This is a genomic window from Chelatococcus daeguensis, from assembly GCF_001887265.1.
Taxonomy (GTDB): Bacteria; Pseudomonadota; Alphaproteobacteria; order Rhizobiales; family Beijerinckiaceae; genus Chelatococcus_A; species Chelatococcus_A sambhunathii.
This window is the reverse complement of record NZ_CP018095.1, coordinates 1,774,648-1,799,690: the sequence shown is the minus strand read 5'-3', so window position 1 is coordinate 1,799,690 and position 25,043 is coordinate 1,774,648. Positions and strand designations below refer to the sequence as shown.

The 25,043-nt window shown below is 68.7% G+C and carries 18 protein-coding genes; 13 read left to right on the top strand and 5 right to left on the bottom strand.

Features of this window, described 5'->3' with window-relative positions:
* Positions 1 to 43: 43 nt before the first annotated feature.
* The 5 genes from BOQ54_RS08600 to BOQ54_RS08580 are packed head-to-tail and all read left to right on the top strand — an operon-like array spanning position 44 to position 4,677.
* The gene (locus BOQ54_RS08600; RefSeq protein WP_019401280.1) at positions 44 to 1,021 is read left to right on the top strand and encodes an ABC transporter permease; all 978 of its coding nucleotides are present in this window, start codon (positions 44 to 46) and stop codon (positions 1,019 to 1,021) included.
* A complete protein-coding gene (locus tag BOQ54_RS08595; protein WP_055458431.1) occupies positions 1,018 to 1,947 on the top strand; it encodes an ABC transporter permease in 930 nt (309 codons plus the stop codon). The genes BOQ54_RS08600 and BOQ54_RS08595 overlap by 4 nt, the downstream gene beginning before the upstream one ends.
* Positions 1,944 to 2,927, top strand: a complete 984-nt coding sequence (locus tag BOQ54_RS08590; RefSeq protein ID WP_071923707.1) for an ABC transporter ATP-binding protein — start codon at positions 1,944 to 1,946, stop codon at positions 2,925 to 2,927. The genes BOQ54_RS08595 and BOQ54_RS08590 overlap by 4 nt, the downstream gene beginning before the upstream one ends.
* A complete protein-coding gene (locus BOQ54_RS08585; RefSeq protein ID WP_096335330.1) occupies positions 2,924 to 3,928 on the top strand; it encodes an ABC transporter ATP-binding protein in 1,005 nt (334 codons plus the stop codon). Before BOQ54_RS08590 ends, BOQ54_RS08585 begins: the two co-directional genes overlap by 4 nt.
* Positions 3,925 to 4,677 (top strand): FkbM family methyltransferase, encoded by a 753-nt coding sequence (locus BOQ54_RS08580; protein ID WP_071923706.1) that lies wholly within the window; start codon positions 3,925 to 3,927, stop codon positions 4,675 to 4,677. The genes BOQ54_RS08585 and BOQ54_RS08580 overlap by 4 nt, the downstream gene beginning before the upstream one ends.
* Here BOQ54_RS08580 and BOQ54_RS08575 read toward each other — a convergent pair.
* The 4 genes from BOQ54_RS08575 to BOQ54_RS08560 all read right to left on the bottom strand — a co-directional run bounded on the left by BOQ54_RS08575 (position 4,667) and on the right by BOQ54_RS08560 (position 11,044).
* Positions 4,667 to 6,409, bottom strand: coding sequence for an adenylate/guanylate cyclase domain-containing protein (locus BOQ54_RS08575; RefSeq protein WP_083585939.1), 1,743 nt, complete (start codon positions 6,407 to 6,409; stop codon positions 4,667 to 4,669). The genes BOQ54_RS08580 and BOQ54_RS08575 overlap by 11 nt on opposite strands.
* Positions 6,406 to 7,806 carry an adenylate/guanylate cyclase domain-containing protein gene (locus tag BOQ54_RS08570; RefSeq protein ID WP_083585938.1) on the bottom strand — a complete coding sequence of 467 codons (1,401 nt, stop codon included), beginning with the start codon at positions 7,804 to 7,806 and terminating at the stop codon, positions 6,406 to 6,408. The genes BOQ54_RS08575 and BOQ54_RS08570 overlap by 4 nt, the downstream gene beginning before the upstream one ends.
* A 74-nt stretch (positions 7,807 to 7,880) precedes the next feature.
* Positions 7,881 to 8,324 (bottom strand): Crp/Fnr family transcriptional regulator, encoded by a 444-nt coding sequence (locus tag BOQ54_RS08565; RefSeq protein WP_019401287.1) that lies wholly within the window; start codon positions 8,322 to 8,324, stop codon positions 7,881 to 7,883.
* Positions 8,321 to 11,044 (bottom strand): ABC transporter ATP-binding protein/permease, encoded by a 2,724-nt coding sequence (locus BOQ54_RS08560; RefSeq protein WP_055458436.1) that lies wholly within the window; start codon positions 11,042 to 11,044, stop codon positions 8,321 to 8,323. Before BOQ54_RS08560 ends, BOQ54_RS08565 begins: the two co-directional genes overlap by 4 nt.
* 147 nt (positions 11,045 to 11,191) lie before the next feature.
* Between BOQ54_RS08560 and BOQ54_RS08555 the strand changes: the two genes are divergently transcribed.
* The 8 genes from BOQ54_RS08555 (at position 11,192) to BOQ54_RS08520 (ending at position 23,184) form a co-directional block, all read left to right on the top strand.
* Positions 11,192 to 12,475, top strand: coding sequence for a glycosyltransferase family protein (locus BOQ54_RS08555; protein ID WP_063186145.1), 1,284 nt, complete (start codon positions 11,192 to 11,194; stop codon positions 12,473 to 12,475).
* Between the two features lie 12 nt (positions 12,476 to 12,487).
* Positions 12,488 to 13,792: a glycosyltransferase family 4 protein gene (locus BOQ54_RS08550; RefSeq protein WP_145979807.1), complete on the top strand. Its 1,305-nt coding sequence runs from the start codon at positions 12,488 to 12,490 to the stop codon at positions 13,790 to 13,792.
* Positions 13,789 to 15,030: a glycosyltransferase family 4 protein gene (locus tag BOQ54_RS08545; protein ID WP_071923704.1), complete on the top strand. Its 1,242-nt coding sequence runs from the start codon at positions 13,789 to 13,791 to the stop codon at positions 15,028 to 15,030. The genes BOQ54_RS08550 and BOQ54_RS08545 overlap by 4 nt, the downstream gene beginning before the upstream one ends.
* On the top strand, positions 15,027 to 16,988 hold the full coding sequence (locus BOQ54_RS08540) for a glycosyltransferase (protein WP_071923703.1): 1,962 nt from the start codon (positions 15,027 to 15,029) through the stop codon (positions 16,986 to 16,988). The genes BOQ54_RS08545 and BOQ54_RS08540 overlap by 4 nt, the downstream gene beginning before the upstream one ends.
* Before the next feature lie 149 nt (positions 16,989 to 17,137).
* The gene (locus BOQ54_RS08535) at positions 17,138 to 19,030 is read left to right on the top strand and encodes an ABC transporter ATP-binding protein (RefSeq protein WP_083585937.1); all 1,893 of its coding nucleotides are present in this window, start codon (positions 17,138 to 17,140) and stop codon (positions 19,028 to 19,030) included.
* Positions 19,027 to 20,991: an ABC transporter substrate-binding protein gene (locus BOQ54_RS08530; protein ID WP_055458440.1), complete on the top strand. Its 1,965-nt coding sequence runs from the start codon at positions 19,027 to 19,029 to the stop codon at positions 20,989 to 20,991. The genes BOQ54_RS08535 and BOQ54_RS08530 overlap by 4 nt, the downstream gene beginning before the upstream one ends.
* A complete protein-coding gene (locus tag BOQ54_RS08525) occupies positions 20,988 to 22,004 on the top strand; it encodes an ABC transporter permease (RefSeq protein ID WP_055458441.1) in 1,017 nt (338 codons plus the stop codon). The genes BOQ54_RS08530 and BOQ54_RS08525 overlap by 4 nt, the downstream gene beginning before the upstream one ends.
* A gap of 19 nt (positions 22,005 to 22,023) precedes the next feature.
* Positions 22,024 to 23,184, top strand: a complete 1,161-nt coding sequence (locus BOQ54_RS08520; RefSeq protein ID WP_071924444.1) for an ABC transporter permease — start codon at positions 22,024 to 22,026, stop codon at positions 23,182 to 23,184.
* Between the two features lie 53 nt (positions 23,185 to 23,237).
* Here BOQ54_RS08520 and ade read toward each other — a convergent pair whose 3' ends face one another.
* Positions 23,238 to 24,941, bottom strand: a complete 1,704-nt coding sequence (ade, locus tag BOQ54_RS08515) for an adenine deaminase (RefSeq protein ID WP_096335189.1) — start codon at positions 24,939 to 24,941, stop codon at positions 23,238 to 23,240.
* Positions 24,942 to 25,043: the final 102 nt, after the last annotated feature.

Sequence of the window (25,043 nt, the reverse complement as noted above, 5' to 3'; positions counted from 1 at the left end):
TCGCTTGCCGGCCGGGTACCGCTTTTTTGCAAGGTCAACGACAATGCTCGTCTACGTCATCCGACGCCTGGGCCAGGCGGCACTCGTACTGGCCGTCATGGCGACGCTCGTCTTCATCGCTGTCTATGCGGTGGGCGACCCTGTCGCGATCCTCGCGAGCCCCCAGGCGGACCAGCAGGAGCTGGAGGCGATCACGCAGCGCCTTGGCCTCGACAGGCCGCTCTACGAGCAATACGGTCTCTTCGTCTGGAATGCCCTGCACGGCGACCTCGGCCGCTCCTTCGTCTACAACGAGCCGGCGCTGACGCTGATCCTCAACCGCCTGCCGGCGACGCTGGAATTGGCGCTGACGGCCCTTGTCATCGCTGTCTTCATCGGCATCCCGCTCGGCCTCTATGCCGGCCTCAAACCGCAGTCGCTCGGCGGCCATTCCATCATGGCCGGCTCGATCCTCGGCTTCAGCCTGCCGAATTTCTGGCAGGGGCTGATGCTGGTGCTCCTCTTCTCCGTCATGCTCGGCTGGTTCCCGGCCGGCGGGCGCGGCACGACGCGCGAGCTCCTCGGCGTGCCCGTGAGTTTCCTCACCCTCGACGGGCTTTCCCACCTCATCCTGCCGGCGCTCAACCTCGCCCTCTACAAGATGGCGCTCGTCATCCGCCTCACCCGCGCCGGCACGCGCGAGGTGATGCTGCAGGATTACATCCGCTTCGCCCGCGCCAAGGGCCTGTCCCAGTCGCGCGTCATCGGTGTGCACGTCTTGAAGAACATCCTCATCCCCGTCGTCACGGTGCTCGGCCTCGAGCTCGGCTCGATGATCGCCTTCGCCGTCGTCACCGAAACGGTCTTCGCTTATCCCGGCATCGGCAAGCTGCTCATCGATTCCATCGGGCGGCTCGACCGGCCGGTGATCGTCGCCTACCTCATGCTCACCGTCGTGATGTTCGTGATCATCAACCTCATCGTCGATCTCATCTACGCCGCCATCGACCCGCGCGTGCGCCTCGAGGAGGCCAAGGCATGAGCGAACAGGCCGCCACCCCCGCGCCCGCAGCCGCCGCCCGCCCGACCGACAAGGGCGAGAGCCTGCTGCTGCGCCACGTCGCCGCCTTCTTCGAGAGCCCGCTCGCCGTCATCGGCCTTGCCGGCCTCGTTGTGTTGGTCATCCTGGCGCTCGCGGCGTCCTTCATCGCGCCGCAGAACCCCTACGATCTCGCGCAGCTCGACATCATGGACGGCACCCTGCCGCCGGGATCGGAGAGCCTTGCCGGCTACACCTACTGGCTCGGCACGGACGAGCAGGGCCGCGACCTGCTGTCGGCCATCCTCTACGGCCTCAGGATCTCGCTCGGCGTCGGCGCCATTTCCGTCGTCATCGCCTGCGCCGTCGGCGCCTCTGTCGGCGTCATCGCCGCCTATGCCGGCGGGCGCATCGACAATTTCGTCATGCGCGTCGTCGATCTGCAGCTCTCCTTCCCGGCCATCCTCGTCGCCCTTGTGCTGCTCGCCGTCTTCGGGCGCGGCGTCGACAAGGTGATCATCGCCCTGGTCATCGTGCAGTGGGCCTATTACGCGCGCACGGTGCGCGGCTCGGCCCTCGTCGAGCGGCGGCGCGACTATATCGAGGCGGCGCGCTGCCTCGCCCTGCCGAAGAACCGCATCGTCTTCCGCCATCTCCTGCCCAACTGCCTGCCGCCGCTGATCGTGGTGGCGACGGTGCAGGTGGCTCATGCGATCGCGCTCGAATCCACCTTGTCGTTTCTCGGCGTCGGCGTGCCGGTGACGGAGCCATCGCTCGGCATGCTCATCGCCAAGGGCTACGACTATCTTCTGTCCGGCAAGTACTGGATCTCGACCTTCCCCGGCATCGCCCTTGTTGCCGCCATCGTCGCCATCAACCTCGTCGGCGACCGGCTGCGCGATGTCCTGAACCCGAGGTTGTCGCGATGAGCGAACCCGTCCTTTCCGTCCGCGACCTCGTCGTGGAATTCACGGCCCGCGAGGGGGTGCTCACCGCCGTCAACGGCGTCAGCTTCGACGTCCATGCCGGCGAGGTGCTCGGGCTCGTCGGCGAATCCGGCTCCGGCAAATCGGTCACTGGCCTTGCCGTGCTCGGCCTCATCGACCCGCCGGGGCGCATCGCCTCGGGCGCCATCCTTCTCAACGGCGAAGACCTGACGAAGAAGAGCGAGGCCGAGCTGCGCCGCCTGCGCGGCCGCAACATCGCGATGATCTTCCAGGACCCGATGACGACGCTGAACCCGGTCCTGCGCGTCGACACGCAGATGATCGAGGCCATCCGCGCCCATGAGAAGGTGTCGGAGCGGGCCGCGCGGGATCGCGCCCGCGACGCACTCGCCAAGGTCGGCATCCCCTCACCCGAGGAGCGGCTCGTCTCCTATCCGCACCAGTTCTCCGGCGGCATGCGCCAGCGCGTCGCCATCGCCATCGCGCTGCTGCACCGCCCGGCCGTCCTCGTCGCCGACGAGCCGACGACGGCGCTCGACGTCACCATCCAGGCGCAGATCCTATCCGAGGTGCAGCAGCTCGCTGCCGAGAGCGGCACGGCGCTGGTCTGGATCACGCACGACCTGTCCGTCGTCGCCGGCCTCGCCGACCGCGTTGCCGTGATGTACGCCGGGCGCATCGTCGAGGAGGGCCGCGTCGCCGACGTGCTCGAGCGGCCCGCCCATCCCTATACCAACGGCCTCATCGGCTCCGTGCCGAGCCGCAACAGGCGCGGCGAACCGCTGGCGCAGATCCCCGGCATAACGCCCTCCCTCGCCAGCCTGCCGCCCGGATGCGCCTTCGCGCCGCGGTGCCCGCGGGCGGACGCCGTCTGCAAGGCCCCGCCCGGTGTGACGCATACCGGCGGCGCCCGCGCCTTCCGCTGCTTCCATCCCCTCATTCCCGTGGAGGCCGCCGCGTGACCGCCGCCCCCATCCTCGCACTCGACGGCGTCTCCAAGCGCTTCGTCCGGAAGCTCGACGCAGCCGAGAAGATTGCCAACCTCTTCGGCGCGCGGCGCCATGAGCAGGTGGTGCATGCCGTCGACGGCATCGACCTGACCATCGCGCCGGGCGAGGTCGTCGGCCTCGTCGGCGAATCCGGCTGCGGCAAGTCCACGCTCGGGCGCGTCGTCGCCGGCATCCTCGAGCCGAGCGCCGGCAGCGTCTCCTACGAGGGGCAGGACGTGGCGAAGCTCACGGGCGCGGCGCGGCGCAAGGTGGACCTCGCGGTTCAGATGGTCTTCCAGGATCCGATGGCATCGCTCAACCCGCGCCTGCGCGTCATCGACATCATCGGCGAGGCACCGGTGGTGCACGGCCTCGTCTCGCGCGCCGAGGTCGAGGACTACGTCTGCGACGTGATGACCCGCGTCGGCCTCGACCCCGCCACGCGCCGGCGCTATCCGCACCAGTTCTCGGGCGGCCAGCGAGCGCGTATCGGCATCGCCCGTGCGCTCGCAGTGAAGCCCAAGGTCATCGTCTGCGATGAATCGACCGCGGCGCTCGACGTGTCGATCCAGGCGCAGGTGCTCAACCTCTTCATGAAGCTCAGGGAGGAACTCTCCCTCACCTATCTCTTCGTCAGCCACGACCTCGGCGTCGTGGAGCACATCGCCGACCGGGTCGCGGTGATGTATCTCGGCCGCATCGTCGAGCTCGCACCGGCAGAGGAGCTGTTCCGCGCGCCGAACCATCCGTATACGCGGGCGCTGCTCGAGGAGGTGCCGCGGCTCGAGCCGAAGAAGAAGACCTTCTCGGCGCTGAAGGGCGAGCTGCCCTCGCCGTTGTCGCCGCCAAGCGGCTGCCATTTCCACCCGCGCTGCCCCTATGCCTTCGACCGCTGCCGCACGGAGCGGCCGGCGCTCAAGGCCATCGGGCCGGGGCGCGTGTCCGCCTGCCATCTCAACGACAAGGCGGCGTGAAGGTGACGACAGGGCGCAGCGTCGTGCTCGGCGACCGGCGCATCGCGCTCGCCGACGACCAGCCCACCTTCTGGGAACGCGTCGCTGCCGACGCCTGGGAACCCGGCACCCGCCGCCTCATCGACACGCTCGTCGACGCCTCGACGCTCTTCGTCGACCTCGGCGCCTGGGTCGGGCCGACGACGCTGCAGGCGGCGGCGCGCGGCGCGCGCGTGGTGGCGGTCGAGGCCGATCCCGCCGCGCTCGACCAGCTCGGCCGCAACCTCGCCGCCAATCCCGGGCTGGCCGCGCGAGTCACGGTGGTGCCGAAGGCGATCCATCCGGACGGTGGGACCGTCACCTTCGGTGCCCGACGCAAGCCCGGCAATTCCATGTCGAGCCTGCTGCTCGCCGGCGCCGATACCACCTGGCAGGCCGAGGCCCTGACACCTGCCGCGCTCGCGGAGCGGCTGCCGGCCTCCCCCCGCCGCGTCATCAAGATCGACCTCGAAGGGGCCGAGTACGCGCTCCTGCCGGCCATCGCCCCCCTCGTGGCGCACGCGAACGTCGCCGTCATCGCCTCCTTCCACCCGCGCGTGCTCGCGGAGAGCGGCGAAACCGAGGTTGCCGGCGCGACGCGCCGGGCGCTCGCCGCCTTCGCCGGCTGGCGCGCCCACAGGGTGACGGAAGCCGGCGCCGCGACCGAGGCGCAGGATGCCGCCGGCATCGACGCCGTGGCGCATGACGAGTGGCTCTTCGTCAGATCGTGACGGTGAGGATATCGCCGATCGTCTCGCGGCGGTCGGCGATCCAGACGGCGATGGTCTCGCTGCGGCCGCGCACCACGACATGACGGAAGTCGCCGCCCGGGCATTCGATGCCGGCGGCCTTCAGCGTGTCCTCCGACGTGACGAGCAGGCAACGGAACTCCTTCGTCATCTCCTCAAGCCGGCTCGCCGTGTTGACGGTATCGCCCAAAGCTGTCAGCTCGCGCTCGCCGCCGCGGCGCATGCCGCCGACGCGGCCGAGCACGGCCGGGCCGGTGTGGATGCCGAGCCCCATGCGCAGCGGCGTCGGCACGAGGCCGGCGAATTCGGCATTGAGATCTTCCAGCGCTGCCAGCATCTCGCCGGCCGAGGCAAGCGCGGCGCGGGCGCCGGCGTCGCGCTCCGGCCGGGTGCCGAAGAGGGCCATGATGCCGTCGCCGAGGAACTTGTCGACGGTGCCGCCGTGCCGCTCGATGACCGCGGTCATCGCCTCGAAATAGGAATTGAGCAGGAAGACGGTGTCGTAGGGATACATCTCCTCCGCGAGCGAGGTGAAGCCGCGCAGGTCGGCGAAGAGCACTGTGATGCGCCGCTCGACGCCCCAGCGATAGGGATCGTGCTGGCCGGCGTCGGCGCCCTCGGCCGGCACCAGAAGATGGACGCCGAGATCGGCCGTGGGCCTGAGCTGGCAGGCGAGGCGCACGTCGGGCGGCGCGTCGATGCGGGCCAGCACCGTCTCCTCCAGGGTGCCGCGCGGCGGCAGCGTCTCGCCGCCGGCGGTGACGAGGACACGGCAGGTGGTGCAGCGCCCGCGCCCGCCGCAGATCGAGACATGCGGCACGCCGTTCATTCGGCTGATCTCAAGCAAGGTTGGGCCGGGCCTTGCCCGCACCAGCCGCCCGCCGCCGTAGCTGATCCTGACCTTGGCCCTGAGGCGCGTCGCCACGCGCACGGCGATGAGGCCGAGCCCCACGGCACCCAGGAAGGCGAAGACCAGGTGGTTCCCGGCCTCTGCCAGCCAGCCCGCCAAGGCGGCGGTCTCCCCATTCGGCCAGCGTGGCACCTCTCTGCCGTGATCGAGCAGCTCCAGCCGGCGGGCGGCCTCGATCCAGCCGGCGAGCGCGAGCAAGGGCAACGCCGTGGCGATGGAAAGGAGCCACGGCGCCGCCGCCGGGAACCACGCCTTCGGCCGCAGCCAGTGGTAGAGGCCGATCGAGGCATGGCCCCAGACGATGACGACGAGCAGCGACTGGCTGACGGCCGCCTCCGGCCACAGCCGCCGCAGCACCGGCTCGTAGAAGTCGTCCACGCCGGCGGCAACATGCATGCCACGGGTACCGAGAATGTGCCCCACGAGCAGCACCGGGATGGCGAAGCCGAGGCCGATCTGCAGGGCGTCGTTCACCGGCATGCGCCAGGTGCGCCGACGGAAGAGCGCCCTGACGCCGAGGGCGATATGTACGGCAAAGGCGCCGTAGAGCAGGATGGTGCCCGGTGGTGATCGCCAGAGCGCCCAGCGCCACGTCTGCACGACGTCCATCACCGCGATGCTGACGAGCCCGAGGGCGTGGTTGAGGAAGTGCAGGAGGACGAAGGCGAAGAGGACGAGCCCGGAGGCCAGGCGCAGACGCGCGAGCGACGGCAGCAGGCGCCACCCGCCTCCCCGGCCCCTCCCCGTGCCCCGCTCCACACCCTTGCCGGAGCTATCGCCCCTTGCAACCTCGGTCGCGGTCACGCGTTTCCCTCCGCAGCGGCGCGATCCATGACGGCGAGATCGACCGGCCCCGCCACGCCCTCGACCGCAACGCCCGGTACCAGCCGGAAGGCAGCCGCCGCCGCGAAGCCCTCGGCCTCGGCCCTGGCGAGCGTCGCCGCATCCGTGACCGCGCACGTGCAGCCGATCTTGTTGTGCTTCTCGAGCTTGGCGGCCAGGTTCACGGGCTCGCCGATCACGGTGTACTCCAGCCGGCCATCGTTGCCGACGGTACCGAACAGGACGCGGCCGGAGACCACCGCAAAGCCGACGTCGACCTTGCGCCCGCCGGCCGCGGCGAAGGCATGGCTGAAGCGCGCCGCCTCGTCGGCCAGGGCGAGGACCGCCCGCAGCGCATCGGCCGTCGGGGTCGGCGAGACACCCGTGCAGCCGAAGGTGGCCAGGATGCCGTCGCCGAGGAACTTGTCGATCGCCCCGCCATGCGAGGCGATGATCGCGCCCATGCGCTGCTGGTAGGCGATGAGCAGGCGCATCACCTCGTCCGGCGGATGATCGGCGACGAAACGGGTGAAGCCGCGGATGTCGGCGACGAGCACCGCCGCCTCGACCATCTCGCCGCGCCCGGGGGCGAGCCCGTCGCCGCTCGTGATGCGCCGGGCAACCGTGGGGTCGAAGAAACGAGACAGCTCCGCCGTGGCGGAGAGGCCGAGCGCCGCCGTCAGCAACTGGCGGCGACCGCGCGCAATGGCGATGGCGAGGACGCCGGTGAAGAGGAGGATGGTGACGATCTTCTCCACCTCGGCGCCGACGAGGATGCTGTTCGAGGTCATATAGGCAACGAAGTCGCGCGTTACCGGCGCGTCCACATCCGCGCCGGCCGCATCGAAGGCATAGGCCGTCATCCCCGCCCAGCCGACAGCGGCGACGACGCCGGCGAAGATGACGAGGCGTGGCTCGAAGCGCAGCGCCCTGATGGCGATGAAGAGGAAGACCAGGAGGAAGGTCGGCGCCTTGAGATAGAAGGCCGCCGGCTGCTGGTACTGCAGGTGGAAGGACCAGATGAGGCCGTAGAGCAGCGTGAAGTCGATGACGGTAAAAGCCGGCACCAGCCAGCCGTGCATCCGCCCGCGACGGGCGAGCGCGACACGGATGAGGCCCAGAACGAGAAAGATGCCGCCGACGACAGGCACGGGCCGGAAGGCGCCGATGGCGTCGAGCGCCTTGGGCGAGACAGCGTAGAGCACGTTGAAGAAGACGGCGATGGCCACGACGAGCCAGGCCGAGAGCACCTCCGCCTCGCGCGTTTCGCCGTCGACGATGCGCTGCGCGCGCTCCGGCAGGCGCCCGAAAGCACCGAGCGCGCCGAGCCGTCGCCCGGCGGAACGCGTGCTGGCTGTGCCAAGATCACCGACGGCCATGCGTTCGTTCCGCCCGTTGCCCTCGCCGGTTCCATGTTAGCGCCAGCGGATGCCGAGGCGAACGGCCGGCGCCTTCAGGAATTGCTCTGCGCGAGGCGCGCGTTGGTGCGTTCCAGCCGCTTGGCGAGCTCCCGCATGACGGCGATCGACATCTGCGGGAACTGGTTGAGCAATTCGAGAAAAACCCTCTTGTCGATGCGCAGGGCGACGATGGGCACCGCCGCCGTCACGGTCGCCGAGCGCGGCGTGTCGGACAGGATGCCCATCTCGCCGACGATGTCGTTGCGGGCGAGCTCCGCGACCTTCAGCGGCCCCGACGGCGTGTCGAGCGTCACGTCCGCCTGGCCGTCGAGGATGACATAGGCGGCATCGGCCGCATCCCCCTGCCGGAAGAACGGCTGGCCGGCGGAAAAATGCACCCGCTCGCCGGTGAAGGCGAGGAGCTTGAGCCGCGCGGGATCGATGTCCCGGAACATCGGCACCTGCCGCAGCGATTGAACTTCCGAATCCAGTGTCATCCATGTCCCCCTGCAACATTGGCCGCGGCGGCATCGGCCTCCCGTCCCTCCCGTCCGGCTGCCGGGCTGCGGCGGAGTTCCGCCCTCGCCCCATCGAAGACGATGAGCGCATCGAACCCCTCGGCCTGTTCTTCGTCCCGCAACACCGCGACGAAGCAGCGGTTCTCGAAGGTGGCGAGCAACCCTTCGCGGATATGCCGCGCCTGCTCCTCACCATAGGCCGCAAGCCCGCCATCGAGAATGAATATGTCGGGTTTCTTGACGAGACAGCGCACCAGATTGACGCCGGCCCGCTGATGCGGTGCGAGAAGCCGCCCGCCGGGCCCCACCTGGAAGCCGAGTCCTACCTTCTCCACCTCCTCGCGCAGGCCCAGTTCGTCGACGACGGCGCTGACCACGCGCATGACGCGCGACTGGGCATCGGCGATGCCGTGCGCGATGCGGCCGAAGAGCAGATTCTCCCGCAGGGGCGCGGCATCGCATACCGACTCGGGATCGTAGAGATCGAGCTGGCGCGCCCAGACGGAGCCGTCCAGCGCCGTGCGGAAGATGACGCGCGCCGCGACAATGGCCTGCCTGAGACGATCGTCGAGAAGGCCGAGGCGGTGGCGCGGCTCGATATAGTCAAGCGCGAGCGCGAGGAGCCGTGCGCGGTCCTCGCTGTTGAGAGCCTTCAGCCCCTTGGCCGCGACACGCCGCAGAATGTCCTCGAACTCCGGCAACTCGTCGGCATCGATGAAGGAGAACTGCTCGAAGAGGGGATGACCGGGCGGCAGGTCGCGGAAGATCTCGGTCATCGTCTCGGTGATGCGTGCGCCGATGGCGACGAGATCGTCCATCAGCGCACCCCGGTCAAGCGCCTTGCGCACCACCGGATTGACCGCCCGCCCCCGCCCCGTGAAGGCCGGCCCCACGGCGACGCCGAACAGGAGGTTCTCGCCGATGCTGGCCTGGGCATTGTAGCGGCCGGGATCGAACGGCTCGACCAGGTTCTCGAGGCCCTGCTCGGCAAGCATGCTGCGCAGGCGGCGGCGGGCCTCGACCACCTTCTCTGCAAGATCGGGCATACGCTGGCTGGATACGCGGCCGAGTAGGCCGAAGCGATAGACGTCCTCGCGCATGCCGATCCGGCCGAGCGCCCCGAGCAGCAACCCGTCGAGACCATCGGCATCCTCGACGCCCAGCCGCTCGTAGTCGATCCATTCGTCCTCAAGCCGGTCGATGGGATTGCCCGTGCGCTCGGCCTCCATGCGCCGCCGGCGCGCCTGCGGTCCGTCGTCGGTCAGGCGCCTGATAGGCCGGTTGCGCAGGCCATAGATGAGGTTTTCCCGCAGCGAGCCGGGGAAGAGGGCCGGTTCCGGCCCCGCATAGGCGAGGTGCCGGCCGAGTTGGCCCTCGGAAATGCGGCCGAGGTCGCGCCCGCCGATCGTGACACGCCCGGCATATTCGTCGTGCCGGCGGGCGAGCACCCGCGCGAGTGTGCTCGGCCCCGGGCCGCCGTCGCCAATGATGGCGAGCCGCACCGGGAAAGGCAGTGTGAAGGAGAATTCCTCGACGATCGGCGAGCCGTGGGGGTCGGCGATGCGCAGCCGCTCCGCGGCGATCGGTCCCGCGAGCGGCCCGTCCTCCTTCTCCTGCGCCACGAAGACGTCGAGCGGCACGAGCTTGTCGGGCAGGAACTGCTGGATGATCTGGTCGTACTTGATCTGCACGTCGAGGCGCTGCTGGTCCCAGTCGATCAGCTCCTTGAGTGGCGGCGGCAGGTCGCGGTAGGCGCCGATGACGGCGACCAGCTGGCCGATGTCCAGCTGGCCCTTAAGCGCGAGATAGCCGCCGATGGCATAGAAGAGGAAAGGCGTGATCTGCGCGAGAAGATTGTTGATGAACTTGACCATGAACTTCCACTTGTAGATGCGGAAGCGCAGGTCGAAGAGATGATGAAGCCGGTCGCCAATCTCCGCCTTCTCCCAGGCGGTGGCGTCGTGAACGTGCACGGCTTCCATGCCATCGACGATCTCGGCGATGCGCCCGGCGAGCTTGCGCGAGGCGATCTGGCGCTCCTTGCCGAGGCGCAGCTGGACCCGCCGCATGCGCGGTATGATAACGAATTGTACCCCCACCACGGCCGCTGCGAGCAGGCCGAGCCAGACGTTCTGGATGAGGATGAAGGCCATCGCCGTCGCGGCCTGGGTGCCAAGAAACAGCGGCTGGACGAAGGCATCGCCGATGAAGCCGCCGATAGGCTCGACCTCGTCCTTGATGATGGTCGCCGTCTCGGATGATTTCACCGTGCGCAGGGTCGAGGGCGTGAAGCGCAGCGTCGTCGCGAAGAGATCGAATCGCAACCGGCGCAGCATCCGCTCGCCGAGTGCCCCCTTGGCGACGTTGATGACGTATTTGAAGGCGCCGTTGATGAGGACGAGGGTGAGGAACAGCGTCGACAGCCCGAAGAGCAGGCCGAGTTGATCGACCGAGAAGCCCTCGAACAGCTCGATCGTGCCCCCTCCCATGAGGGGCGGCAGGTCGAAGGAGATGATGAAGAAGCGGGCTTCGGTCCTGCCTTCCGTGAAGGCACCGCCCTGAATGGCCTCGTTGACGATGCGCTTCGGCAGTTCCAGCGACCAGAAATAGAACGGCAAGGAGGCGATGACGACCGCGAAGATCGCGAGCTGTTCACGCTTGGAAAATCGCCAAATGTAGCGAAACAGGCTCTTGTCCAAGCCTTTCTCCTTGATTCAAGGCGCGGGCGTTGCCACTGTCGAGGACGGGGACGCGCGCCCGGCTGCATGCTAGAAGAAAGAGATGAGGGCGCAAACGGCCCTTATCCCCCATGGCCACATTAATCGAGACTGATCAGGAGGCTGCCGATGCGGGCAGCAGAGACGGGCACCTTGTCGCTGAACTCCGGGCAAGATGGGTACAGCCCGCGTGCCGATCAAGACGGCCAGCACGCGCGTGTCCTCATCTACAGCCATGACACGTTCGGCCTCGGGCACCTGAGGCGCTCGCGCGCCATCGCCAATGCGCTCGTCGCCGAGCGGCCGGGCGTGTCCGTGGTCATCATCTCGGGCTCGCCCGTCATCGGCAATTTCGAGTTCGGCTCCGGCGTCGACTACGTGCGCGTGCCCGGCGTCGTGAAGCAGCCGGACGGGGACTACCGCAGCCTCAATCTGCATGTGCATCTCGAGGATGCCATCGGCCTGCGCAGCGCCATCATCGAGCAGACGGCGCGCACCTTCAGGCCGGACCTCGTCATCGTGGACAAGGAGCCGACGGGATTCCGCGGCGAGATCGTGCCGGCGCTGGAGCGGCTGCAGGGCACTGGTGCGCGTATCGTGCTCGGCGTGCGCGACGTGATGGACGAGCCCGCCCTCCTCGTGCCGGAGTGGGAGCGCAAGGGCGCCGCCGAGGTGCTGGAGCGCTATTACGACGAGGTGTGGGTCTACGGCCTGCGCGAGATCTACGAGCCGCTTGCAGCCCTGCCGCTCGCCAACGATATCGCCGAGCGCATCACCTATACCGGCTACCTGCGCCGCAGCGTGCCGCAGGAGCCCGGCCTGACGCGCTATCCCAAGATGACGAAAGGCCCTTTCGTGCTCGTCACGACGGGCGGTGGCGGCGACGGGGACGACCTCATCGACTGGGCGATCTCCGCCTATGAGAGCTCGACGCCACCGGAAATCCCGGCGGTTGTCGTCTTCGGCCCCTTCATCAACCGCGACACCCGGCGCGGCTTCATGGAGCGCATCGCGCGCAACCCCAAACTCGACGCCATCGCCTTCGACACCAAGCTCGAGGTGCTGATGAGCCGCGCCACGGCCGTCGTCGCCATGGGGGGCTACAACACGTTCTGCGAGGTGTTATCGCTCGACAAGCCGACCCTGATCGTGCCGCGCACCAGCCCGCGGCTCGAGCAATATATCCGCGCCGTCGAGGCCGAGCGGCTCGGCCTCGTCAACATGCTCGTCCATGAGAATGGCCATCGCGACCCGGACCGCATGGCGCGCGCCATCGACCGGCTCGCCGACCAGAAGCGGCCGTCCGAGGTGACTGTGCCCGGCCTTCTCGACGGGCTCGACGTCATCCAGCAGCGCTTCTCCTCCTGGTTGGAACGGCGCGCCGCGCGGGCCATGACCCAGGCCGCCGAATAGCCCCGCATGACGATGTCCGGTTCTTCTCGCGGCGTCTCGCCGCCGGCGCGCATCGCCATCGTGGTGAAGGGCTATCCCCGCCTGTCCGAGACCTTCATCGCCCAGGAAATCCTGGGGCTCGAGCAGCGCGGCCTTGCCCTCGCCATCTGGTCGCTGCGCCATCCGACCGAGCGCATCAGCCATCCGATGCACCGGCAGATCGCGGCGCCTGTCACCTACCTGCCCGAATATCTCTACCAGGAGCCGCTCAGGGTCCTGCGCGGCGCCCTCACCGCTCTCGCCAATCCCCGGCTCGGGAAGCTGATCGTCGCCTTCTGGCGCGACCTGAAGCGCGACTTCACGCCCAGCCGCGGCCGACGCCTCGGGCAGGCACTCGTCATGGCCCGCGAACTGCCGGCCGACATCCGCCACCTGCATGTCCACTACCTGCACACGCCCGCCTCGGTCGTGCGCTATGCGAGCCTGCTCCGCGGCCTGTCCTTCAGCTTCTCGGCCCATGCCAAGGACATCTGGACGACGCCGGACTGGGAAAAGCGCGAGAAGATCGCCGACAGCACTTGGGGCGTCACCTGCACAGAGACGGGGCACAGCCACCTCGCCGCGCTCGCGCCGGACGACGGGCGTGTCCACCTTGTCTATCATGGGCTCGACCTATCGCGCTTTCCCGTCCCGCCGGCCGAACGCCCGGCACGCGACGGCAGCGATGCAGCCGACCCTGTGCGGATCATCTCCGTCGGGCGGGCGGTGGCGAAGAAGGGCTATGACGACCTCCTTTCCGCTCTCGCCGCGCTGCCGGAGGGGCTCCACTGGCGCTTCGCCCATGTCGGCAGCGGCGACATGCTCGCGAGCCTCAAGCGGCAGGCGGCGGCCAGGGGCATCGCCGACAAGGTCATCTTCCTCGGTGCCAAGGCGCAGCCCGATGTGATCAATCTCATGCGCGAGGCCGACATCTTCGTGCTGCCGGCCAAGGAGGCGAAAAGCGGCGACCGCGACGGGCTGCCCAACGTGGTCATGGAAGCGGCGAGCCAGGGCCTTGCCGTCATCGCCACCGATTTTTCCGGCATTCCCGAATTCATCCGCCACGACCGGGAAGGCTGGCTGACGCCGCCGGGCAACTGGGAGGCGCTCGCCAACGCCCTCAACCTGCTCGCGCGCGACCCTGAGGCGCGCCATCGGCTGGGGACGGCCGCCTTCAACCGCCTGCGCGACGACTTCTCGGCCGATGGCGGCATCGACCAGGTCGCGGCGCTGCTGCGCAGGAGCCTCGGCGAGAGGCCTGCCGAGGTCCCCGTCGCCGAGGAGGAGGCGCGGCCGTGAGCGGCGGGCCCGTGGCCTTCTACGCTCCGCTCAAGGCGCCGGACGATGCGACGCCGTCCGGCGACCGCCGCATGGCGCAGCTCCTTCTCGCAGCGCTGGAACGGGCCGGCTACGGGCCGGAAATTGCCTGTCGCCTCAGAACCTTCGACGGGGCGGGTGACAAGACGATTCAAGAGCGGCTGCGGGCCGAGGGCGAGCGCGAGGCGGAGCGGCTCGTCGCGGACTATCGAGTGCTCCCACCGGCTGAGCGGCCACGCGTCTGGTTCACCTACCACATCTATTACAAGGCGCCCGACTGGACCGGGCCGCGCGTGGCCGCGGCACTCGGCATCCCCTATGTCGTCGCGGAAGGCTCACGAGCGGCCAAGCGCGCCGGCGGGCCGTGGGCGCTGGGGCACGAGGGGGCCGAGCGTGCCCTCGACGCCGCGCGCCTCATCTTCGTCATGACGGAGAACGACCGGCCGTCGCTGGAGGCCCTGCGTCCTGCCGGACAGGAGTTGGTCAACCTGCCGCCGTTCGTCGATGTCGCTGCGGGGCCAAGCGCCGATGCGCACGGTCACCCGATCCTCCCCCGCGAGGGGGAGGTGGCGGCGAAGCCGACGGGGGGGGCGCCTCGCGCAGGCCGAACCCCACCCGTCTCGCCCCAATGGGGCGAGACACCCTCCCCTCGAGGGGAGGGATCAGCCAGGCCTGCCCGCCTGCTCACCGTGGCGATGATGCGGCCCGGCGACAAGCTGGCGAGCTATCGCCTTCTCGCGGAAGCGCTCGGCAGGCTCGGCGAGCGGCCGTGGCAGCTCACAATCGTCGGCGACGGCCCCGAGCGAGCCATGGTCGAAGCGCTCTTCACGCCCTTCGGCGAGCGGGTGCGCCTTGCCGGGCGCGTGGACGATGCGGGCACCCTCGCCCGCCTCTATGCCGGTGCCGACCTCTTCGTCTGGCCGGCCGTCAACGAGGCCTACGGCATGGTGCTCCTCGAGGCGCAGGCCGAGGGCTGTCCGGTCGTCGCGGGTGACGAGGGCGGCGTCGCAAGCGTCGTCCGCCACGGCGAGACGGGCCTTCTCACCCCGGCGCGCGATGCGGATGCCTTCGCGGCCGCGATCGCCAGCCTCATCGACGACCACGCGCGGCGCAGGCAGATGGCCGCGGCGGCGCGCCGTTTCGTGCATGGCGAGCGCTCCCTCGGCCATGCCGCCGTGATCATTGCGGATGCCCTTTCCGCCATCGGAGTGCGGCCTTGAAGCGCCACGTCCTCATTGCCGTCACCCATCTCCTCGGCGCCGGGCATCTCACCCGCATGGCGGCGCTCGCCCGCGGCCTCGCCCGTGCCGGCCACCACGTCACCCTCGCCTCCGGCGGCATGCCGGCGCCGCTCGTGCGGCTCGACGGCGTCACGCTGCTGCAATTGCCGTCGCTGCGCTCGGACGGTGTCGATTTCCGCACCCTGCTCGACGCCGAGGGCAACAAGGCCTCGCCGGCCCTGATGCAGGAGCGGGCCGAGCGTCTGGCAAAGGCAGTGACGGAGGGGCGGCCAGACGTCGTCATCACCGAGCTTTTTCCCTTCGGCCGCAGGATGTTGGCGGCGGAATTCATCAGATTGATTCAAGCGGCGCGCGCCCTCAAGCCGGCGCCGCTTCTGCTCGCCTCGGTGCGCGACGTGCTGGTGGCGCCGGCGCGCGCCGAGCGCATCGCAGAGGCCGAGGCGCGGCTTCTCGCGGCCTATAACGGCGTGCTCGTGCATGGCGATGAGGCCGTCCTGCCGCTCTCGGCATCCTGGCCGGAGAGCGACAGACTGCGACCGCTCCTCCATTACACCGGCTATGTCGACGAGGGCGCCGACCGCCCGCAGGCGCCCGCGACGGATGCCCTGCCGGAGGGCGATTTCATCCTCGTCTCCGGCGGCGCCAGCGCCGCGGCCATGCCGCTCTACCGCGCGACGATCGCGGCGGCCGGCCTCCTGCCCGAGCACCCCTTCCGCCTGCTCATCGGCCAGAGTGTGGCCCCGGCGCTGTTCGACGAGCTTGCAATGGCCGCCCCGGCCAATTGTACCATCGAGCGCGCCCGCCCCGATTTCAGGACCCTGCTCGCGCGCTGCGCCGCCTCGGTGAGCCTTGCCGGCTACAATACGGTGACGGATCTCATCCGCACGCGGGCGCGGGCCGTGCTCGTCCCCTTCGAGGAAGGCAACGAGACCGAGCAGCGCCAGCGGGCCGAGCACCTCGCCGCCTCGGGCATCGCCGAGCTGGTGCCGCAAGCGGCGCTCAGCGGCGAGCGACTGGCGGAGGCCATCGCCCGAGCGCTCTCGCGGCCACGGCCCCAGGCGCTCGCCGTCGCGCTCGACGGGGTCGAACGAACGACGACGATCATCGAAAGGCTCTGCGCAGGCAGAAGTCGGGCCGCTGCGCCCGCCATCGTCAGCCGTGACGAGAACCGTGCTTGGGCCGAACTCGACGAGGCGCTCGATGTCCTCGCGCGCACCGGGCGGCGCGTCGGGCTGTGGTGGCGCGACGATGACGCGGTCCAACCCTCACAGGCCCTCGACAGGCTGCTCGTTCTCTCCGCGCGAACGGGCGTGCCGGTGGCGATCGCCGCGATCCCGTCGCAGGCGGGGCACGACCTTGCCGTGCGCCTCGCGGCGGCCCCCCAGGCAAGCGTGTTCGTGCACGGTTTTGCCCATGCCAACCATGCCCCGGCGGGCGAGAAGAAAGCGGAATTCGGGCCGCACCGCGACCGGGCTGAGATGGAGCGCGAATTGCGCAGCAGCCTCGCCATGGCGCGGGCCATCTTCGGCGAGAAGCTGGTGCCGGTCTTCGTGCCGCCCTGGAACCGCTGCGTCCCGGCACTCGCCCCCACCCTCGCCCACACGGGCTATGCGGGCCTGTCCCTCTTCGGCGATCGGACGGCACCGGACATGGCCGGCCTGCCGCTCGTCAACACTCATCTCGACCCCATCGACTGGCACGGTTCGCGCAGCCTCGCGGAGCCGGCGCGCCTGCTTGCCGGTCTCGCTGAGGCTATCCGGCGGCGTGCCGGCGGCATTGCCGATGCGGATGAGCCCATCGGTCTCCTCACCCATCACCTGGTGCACGACGAGGCCGTCTGGGCGTTCTGCGAGCGGCTTCTGACCAACTTGCGGAACAGCAGTGCCGTCGAACCCGTTTCAGCGCTTGCCCTCTTCGGCCACACGCCGCGACGCTGAACGGTGCCGCAGGCCTGAGGGACCTTGTCCGCAGCGGGTATATTTCCGTGGCGCAGCCGGCCTCACGCAAGAAAGACGTTTTCACTTTTGCGCGTGGCGCTTTAGTGTTGAAACCTCCCATGCTGGGAGGGGGCATCGGGAGGAGCTGCGTGACGCCGGGACGGGAGCACGGGAACCGCATACTGCTCAGTGTCCGCGATCTCGCCGTGGATTTCGCGGGTGACGGCGGCGGACGCTTTCGCGCGCTCGACGGTATCTCCTTCGACATCCCGGCCGGCAGCACCGTCGCCCTCGTTGGTGAATCCGGCTCCGGCAAGTCGGTGACGGCCCAGGCGATCATGCGCATCCTGCCCAGGAAGGGGCGCATCGCAACGGGCAGCATCCTCTTGGGCGAAGCGCAGCGCGGCGCCCCCGTCGATATCGCGCAGCTCGATCCTCGGGGCGACACGATGCGCGACCTGCGCGGCGGGCGCATCGCCATGATCTTCCAGGAGCCGATGACGTCCCTGTCTCCCCTGCATACCGTAGGGGACCAGGTGAGCGAGGCGCTGCTGCTGCACCGCAACGTCACGGTGCAAGAGGCTCGTGCCGAGGCCGAGCAGGTCTTCACCCGCGTCGGCTTTCCCGACCCGAAGCGCACCTTCGTCACCTATCCGTTCGAGCTGTCGGGCGGCATGCGCCAGCGGGCGATGATCGCTATGGCGCTCATCTGCAAGCCTGCGCTCCTCATCGCCGACGAGCCGACGACGGCGCTCGACGTGACGACGCAGGCGCAGATCCTCGATCTCATCCGGGAATTGCAGGCCGAGACCGGCATGGCGGTGCTGATGATCACCCATGATCTCGGCGTCGTCGCCAATGTCGCCGACGAGGTGGTCGTGATGTATCGCGGCCGCATCGTCGAATCCGGCCCGCGCGACGAACTCTTCCGCAACCCGCAGCACCCCTATCTCAAGGCGCTCATGCGGGCGGTGCCGCGCTTCGACATGGCTCCCGGCGAGCGGCTGACGCCGCTGCGCGAGGTGGCGAGCGGCGACATCATCGCCTCCGCCCCCCGCATAGAGCGCCCGGCGCCGCGCGGGCCGGTGCTCGCCGTTGACGAGGTGTCGAAGACCTTCACCCTGCGCAGCGGCTGGTTCTCGGGCGCCACGCGCAAGGTCCACGCCGTCAATCACGTCAGCCTCACGCTGACGCCTGGCACGACGCTCGGCCTCGTCGGCGAATCCGGCTGCGGCAAGACCACCCTGTCGAAGATGATCATGCGCGCCATCGCACCCGACGAGGGACATGTCTTCTTCGACGACGGCAATGGCCCGCGCGACGTGCATGCGCTCGCGGGCGACGATCTCTTCGCCTATCGCCGCGCCGTGCAGTTCGTTTTCCAGGACCCGTTCTCGTCGCTCAACCCGCGCATGACGGTCTACGAAATCCTGACGGAGCCGCTCGTCATCCACGGCATCGGCTCGCCGCAGGAGCATTTCGCCAAGGCGAAGATGCTGATCTCGCTCGTCGGCCTCGAGAAGCAGCACCTGCGCCGCTATCCGCATTCCTTCTCGGGCGGACAGCGCCAGCGCCTCGGCATCGCGCGCGCGCTTGCGCTGTCGCCACGGGTGCTGCTGTGCGACGAGCCGGTGTCGGCGCTCGACGTCTCGGTGCAGGCGCAGATCCTTAACCTGCTCAAGGACCTGCAGGCAGCGCTCGGCCTGTCCTATCTCTTCGTCTCGCACAATCTCGCGGTCGTCGACTACATCGCCGACGACATCGCCGTGATGTGCCGCGGCCGCATCGTGGAGCAGGCGCCGAAGCAATCGCTCTTCAGGCGTCCGCTGCATCCCTACACGCAGGCGCTCTTGGCCGCCGTGCCGAGCCCGGACCTGAACCATCCGCTCGATTTTGCCAAGCTGCGCGGCGACCGGTTCTCGCATCCCTCCGAGTGGCCGGAGCCCTACCGGCTGACGGCGGACGGCCCCGGCGAGATGGTGGAGGTCGAGCCCGGCCACCTCGTGCGCGTGACCGACGCCGGCGCGAGGATTGCGGCATGACGGCGCTCGGGCTCATGTCCGCCCCCCTGTGTCGCACGATGGCAGGCCTCGCCTTATGCCTCGCCATGATTGCCGCCGGCGCGGGCGCGGGCCAATCGGCCCCGGCTTTGAAGGAAACGCCGTTCTTCGAAGAGGCGGTGGACAATGGCCAAATGCCTCCTGTTGCGGAACGGGTGCCGCTGGAGCCGCTCGTGGTCGACCTCGAGGCGCGCGGTCGCGTCACGGGCCGGCCGGGCGGCGCCATCACGACGCTCGCCGCCAAGGCGCGCGACATCCGCTATCTTTCGGTCATCGCCTATGCCCGGCTCGTCGGCTATGATGAACATCTCAATCTCGTGCCGGACATCCTCGCCTCCTACGAGGTGGAGGACGGGCGTCGCTTCACCCTCCACCTGCGCAAGGGGCACCGCTGGTCCGATGGGCACCCTTTCACCGCCGAGGATTTCCGCTACTGGTGGGAGGATGTGGCGCTGAACCGCTACCTGATGCCGGCGGGCCCGCCCGATTTCATGCTCGTCGACGACGAGCAGCCGACCTTCGAGGTGCTGGACGAGACCACCGTGCGCTACACATGGTCGAAGCCCAATCCCCGCTTCCTGCCGACCCTCGCCAAGCCGCTCGACCCGCATATCTACCGGCCGGCCCATTACCTGAAGCGCTTCCACGCGCGCTATACCGACCCGGAGACCTTGGCGCAGGCGGCTTCTCGGCAGAAGCTCAAGTCCTGGGCCGCGCTGCACAACCGCGTCGATTCCATGTCGGACTTCTCCGACCCCGAGTTGCCCACCCTCGACCCGTGGAAGGTCGACAACGCGGGACCGACGAGCCGCTTCGTCTTCTCGCGCAACCCCTATTACCACCGCATCGACGCGGCCGGGCAGCAGTTGCCCTACATCGACAGGGTCTATGTCGACATCGCCTCAAGCGGGCTACTCGCCGCCAAGGCCAATGCCGGCGAGGTCGACGTGCTCGCACGGGGCCTGACCATGGCCGACATTCCGGTGCTCAAGCAGGGGGAGAAGGCCAAGGGCTATCGCACACTGCTGTGGCCCATCGCCCGCGGCTCGGAAGTGGTGCTCTACCCCAACCTCAATGCGACCGATCCGGTCTGGCGGGACCTCAACCGCGACGTGCGCTTCCGCCGCGCGCTCTCGCTCGGCATCGACCGGCGCACCGTCAACAATGCCCTGTTCTTCGGGCTCGGCATGGAGGGCAACAACACCGTACGCGAAGGCTCGCGCCTGTTCGAGGAATCGTTCCGCAAGCTCTACGGCACTTACGACCCGGACGAGGCCAACCGCCTGCTCGATGAGATCGGCCTCGACCAGCGCGACGGCTCGGGCCTGCGCCTTCTGCCGGACGGGCGCCTGCTCGAGATCGTCGTCGAGGTCGAGGGCGACATGACCATGCTTGTCGACACCCTGCAGCTCATCGGCGAGTTCTGGCGCGAGATCGGGGTCAAGCTCTTCATCAAGCCGCAGGACCGGACCGTGCTGCGCAACCGCGCCTATTCCGGCCTGCCGGTAATGACCGCCGCTCCGGGCCTCGACAACGCCATTCCCACCCCTGCGATGCCACCGGGAGAACTGGCCCCCATCAGCCAGTATCACCTGTCCTGGCCCAAGTGGGGCCAATATGTGGAGACGCACGGCAAGGTCGGCGAAGCCTGCGACATGGACGAGCCGAAGGAGCTGCTCGCCCTCTACAAGGCGTGGCTGCACACGACCGATTCTGCCGAGCAGGCCCGCATCTGGCGCGAGATGCTCGCGCTGCACGCGGAGAACCAGTGGACGATCGGCACGGTGGCGGGCGCGATCCAGCCCATCGTGCTGCGCAACGGCCTCGCCAACTTTCCGGACAAGGCGCTCTACAGCTGGGAGCCGACCTCGCTCGTGGGCATCTACCGTGTCGACGAGATATTCTGGGACCGCGCCGACCGGCGCGTGGCGTCCGCACAATGATCGGCTTCATCGCCCGCCGGCTGGTCACGATGGTGCTGACCCTGCTCGTCATCAGCCTCCTCGTCTTCCTCATCATCAAGCTGCCGCCGGGTGACTTCCTGACCAACCAGATCGCCGAGCTGCGCGCCCAGGGCGAGGCGGCGGCCATGGCCAAGGCCGAGTTCCTGATCAGGCAATACGGCCTCGACAGGCCCGTCTTCGAGCAATACCTCGTCTGGATCGGCGTCTGGCCGGGCCCCAACGGCTTCTCCGGCCTGCTGCAGGGCGACTGGGGCTGGTCCTTCGAGTATGATCGGCCAGTCAACCAGGTCGTCGGCGATGCGCTCTGGCTGACGCTGCTCGTCAATTTCACCACCGTCATCTTCGTGCATGTGGTGGCCATCCCCATCGCCATTTATTCGGCGACGCGGCAATATTCCTTCGGCGACTATCTCGCCACCTTCGTCGGCTATATCGGCCTTGCCACGCCGAACTTCCTGCTGGCGCTCGTGCTGCTCTACTACATGAACCGCTGGTTCGGCATTTCCATCGGCGGCCTGTTCGACGCCCACTACGCCAACGAGCCGTGGAGCCTCGCAAAGGTAGGCTCGCTGCTGCAGCACCTCATCGTGCCGACCATCGTCATCGGCCTGTCCGGCACGGCGGCGATGATCCGGCGCATGCGCGCCAATCTCCTCGACGAATTGTCGAAGCAATATTACGTCACCGCCACGGCCAAGGGCCTGCCCCAGACGCGGGCGCTGCTGAAATATCCCTTCCGCATGGCCCTCAACCCCTTCATCGCCGACATCGGCAACCTCCTGCCCAACCTTGTCTCCGGCTCGGTGCTGGTGTCGCTGGTGCTCAGCCTGCCGACCGTCGGCCCGATCCTGCTCGCGGCCCTCAAGTCGCAGGACCAGTTCCTCGCCGGCTTCATCCTCATGTTCGTCGCGGTGCTCACCGTCGTGGGCATGCTGATCTCCGACCTCCTGCTCGCGTGGCTCGATCCGCGCATCCGCCTCGGACAGCGCTGAGATGACGAATGTGAGCGAAATGCCCTCCCGCCGCCGCAGTGCGCATTTCGTCGACGACGCACCCTTCGATCCCGGCGCGAGCGAGCCCGGTGGCCGCGAGGACGAGCGCTTCTTCCGCGCCTCCTCGCTGACCCTCATCTGGTGGAAGTTCCGCCGGCACAGGCTGGCCGTCATCTCGGCCTTCGTCCTCATCGCCCTCTATGCGGCCATTCCCTTCGTCGAGGTGATCGCGCCCTACGGGCAGGCGCAGCGCAACGGCGACTTCCTCTATGCGCCGCCGCAGCGGGTGCATCTCTTCCACGAGGGGGCGCTCGTCGGCCCCTTCGTCTATCCCTACAGCTTCAGGTTCAACCTCGAGACCTTCACCCGCGACTACGACATCGACACGAGCCGCCCGCAGCGACTGCGCTTCTTCTGCTCCGGCGAGCCCTACCGCTTCTGGGGGCTGTTCGATGCGCGCTTTCATCTCGTCTGTCCGCCGGAGGACGGCACCTTCTTCCTGCTCGGCACCGACAGGCTGGGACGCGACGTGTTCTCGCGCATCGTCTACGGGGCGCGCATCTCGCTCACCATCGGCATCGTCGGCATCGCGGTGTCGTTCGCGCTCGGCCTGTTCTTCGGCGGCATCGCCGGCTATCTGGGCGGCTGGGTGGATAACGCCATCCAGCGCCTCATCGAGATCCTGCGCTCGCTGCCGGAGCTGCCCCTGTGGCTCGCGCTGTCGGCCGCCCTGCCGCCGAACTGGAGCCCGCTGCTCGTCTTCTTCGGCATCACCATCATCCTCGGCCTGCTCGACTGGCCGGGCCTTGCCCGCGCGGTGCGCTCGAAGCTGCTCGCCCTGCGCGAGGAGGATTTTGTCAAGGCGGCGGAGCTCATGGGGGCGTCGCGGGCCCGCATCATCGGACGCCACCTCATCCCCAACTTCATGAGCCACCTCATCGCCTCGGCGACGCTATCGATCCCCTCGATGATCCTGGGCGAGACGGCCCTGTCCTTCCTCGGCCTCGGCCTCAGGCCACCGATCACGAGCTGGGGCGTGCTGCTCAACGAGGCCCAGAACCTCGCGGCGGTGAACCTCTACCCATGGCTGCTGTGGCCGATCGCCCCCGTCATCATCGTCGTCCTCGCCTTCAACTTCATGGGCGACGGGCTGCGCGACGCGGCCGATCCATATCATTAAGGCGGCAGTCGGCGGTCGGCATCAGGCAGTCGCTTCGACGGACAGCCGATTGCCTACGGCCGCACCAGTTCCATCCTATCCACGTCCACCAGGCCGAAGTCGCTGATCTTGAGATGCGGGATCACCGGCAGGGGCAGGAAGGCGACCTGCAGGAACGGCTCCGGCAGCGTCACGCCGAGCGCCTTGGCCGCTGCGCGCAGGGGACCGAGGCCGGCATGCACCTCCTCGTACGGCCGGTCGCTCATCAGGCCGGCAACCGGCAAGGGCAGTTCCGCGCGCACCGCCCCGCCCTCGACGACGACGAAACCGCCGCGGATGGCGCCGAGCCGGTTGACGGCGAGCGCCATGTCGGCGTCGTCGACGCCGACGACGCAGATGTTGTGGCTGTCGTGGCCGACCGATGAGGCGATGGCCCCGCGCTGCATGCCGAAGCCCGAGACGAAGCCGAGGCCGATGTTGTCGTTGCGACCGTGGCGGGCGACGACCGCGACCTTGGCGATGTCCGCGGACGGATCGGCAACCAAGGCGCCGTCGCGCTCGGGCATGGTCCGGCTCAGCCGCTCCGTGATGATCTTGCCGGGGACGACGCCGATGACCGGACGCTCGCCCGCTGTGCCGGCGATGGAGAAGTCCGCAGAGGCGACCTCGCGCGCCTTCATGCTGGCAAGGCCGATCGGCGCCACCGGCTCACGTTCCGCAAATAGCTCCGGCCGCACGAGCCGCCCACCGACGATGACGTCCGACACGCGGCATTCCTCGAGATGGTCGAGAAGGACGATGTCCGCCCGTCTGCCGGGCGCGATCATGCCACGGTCGACGAGTCCGAACGCGGCCGCCGCCGTCAGCGAGGCGGAGCGATAGGCGGCGAGCGGCGGCACACCGAGGGCGATCGCGCTGCGGATGAGGAAGTCGATATGCCCCTCCTCCGCGATGTCCAGCGGATTGCGGTCGTCAGTGCAGAAGGCGAGAAACGGCGACGTTGCAAGGGTGAGCAGCGGAGCGAGCGCATGCAGGTCCTTCGACACCGAGCCCTCGCGGATGAGCACGGTCATGCCCTTGCGGATCTTCTCGAGTGCCTCTTCCGCGCTCGTCGCCTCGTGCTCGGTGCGGATGCCCGCGGCGCAATAGCCGTTGAGATCCTTGGCGCTGAGCAGGGGCGCATGGCCGTCGATATGGCCGTTGGCGAAGGCCTGCAGCTTGGCCGTGCAAGCCGGATCGAGGGCGAGGACGCCGGGAAAGTTCATGAACTCGGCGAGCCCGATCACCTTCGGATGGGCCCAGTAGGGCACGAGGTCGTCGGCGTCGAGCCGCGCCCCCGACGTCTCCAGTGCCGTCGCCGGCACGCAACTCGACAGTTGCACGAAGAGGTCCATCGCCATACGCTCGGCCGAGGCGAGGAAGAAATCGAAGGCCGGGGCACCGAGCACGTTCGCCATCTCGTGCGGATCGCAGATCGCGGTCGTCACCCCGTGCGGCAGCACGCAACGCTCGAACTCCTGCGGCATCACGAGCGAGGATTCCACGTGGCAGTGGGTGTCGATGAAGCCGGGAACGGCAATACGCCCGCCGCCCTCGATGATCTCGCGTCCGTCGTAACGATCGTAGGTCCCGACGATCGTATCGCCGCAGAGCGCGATATCCGTCGGGACGAGATCACCCGTCACGAGATCGAGCATCCTGACGTCGCGCACCACGACATCCGCCGCCGTGGCGCCCCTGCCCTGCGTCACCCGCTCGCTCAAGCCAGCCCGCAACATCGCTCCCCCCGCTCGCCGCAACCGTTCTGACCATCCTAGACGCGCTCCCGACCGGCGCAACGCCCGCCGGACGCAAAAAGGCGGCCCGCATATGCGGGCCGC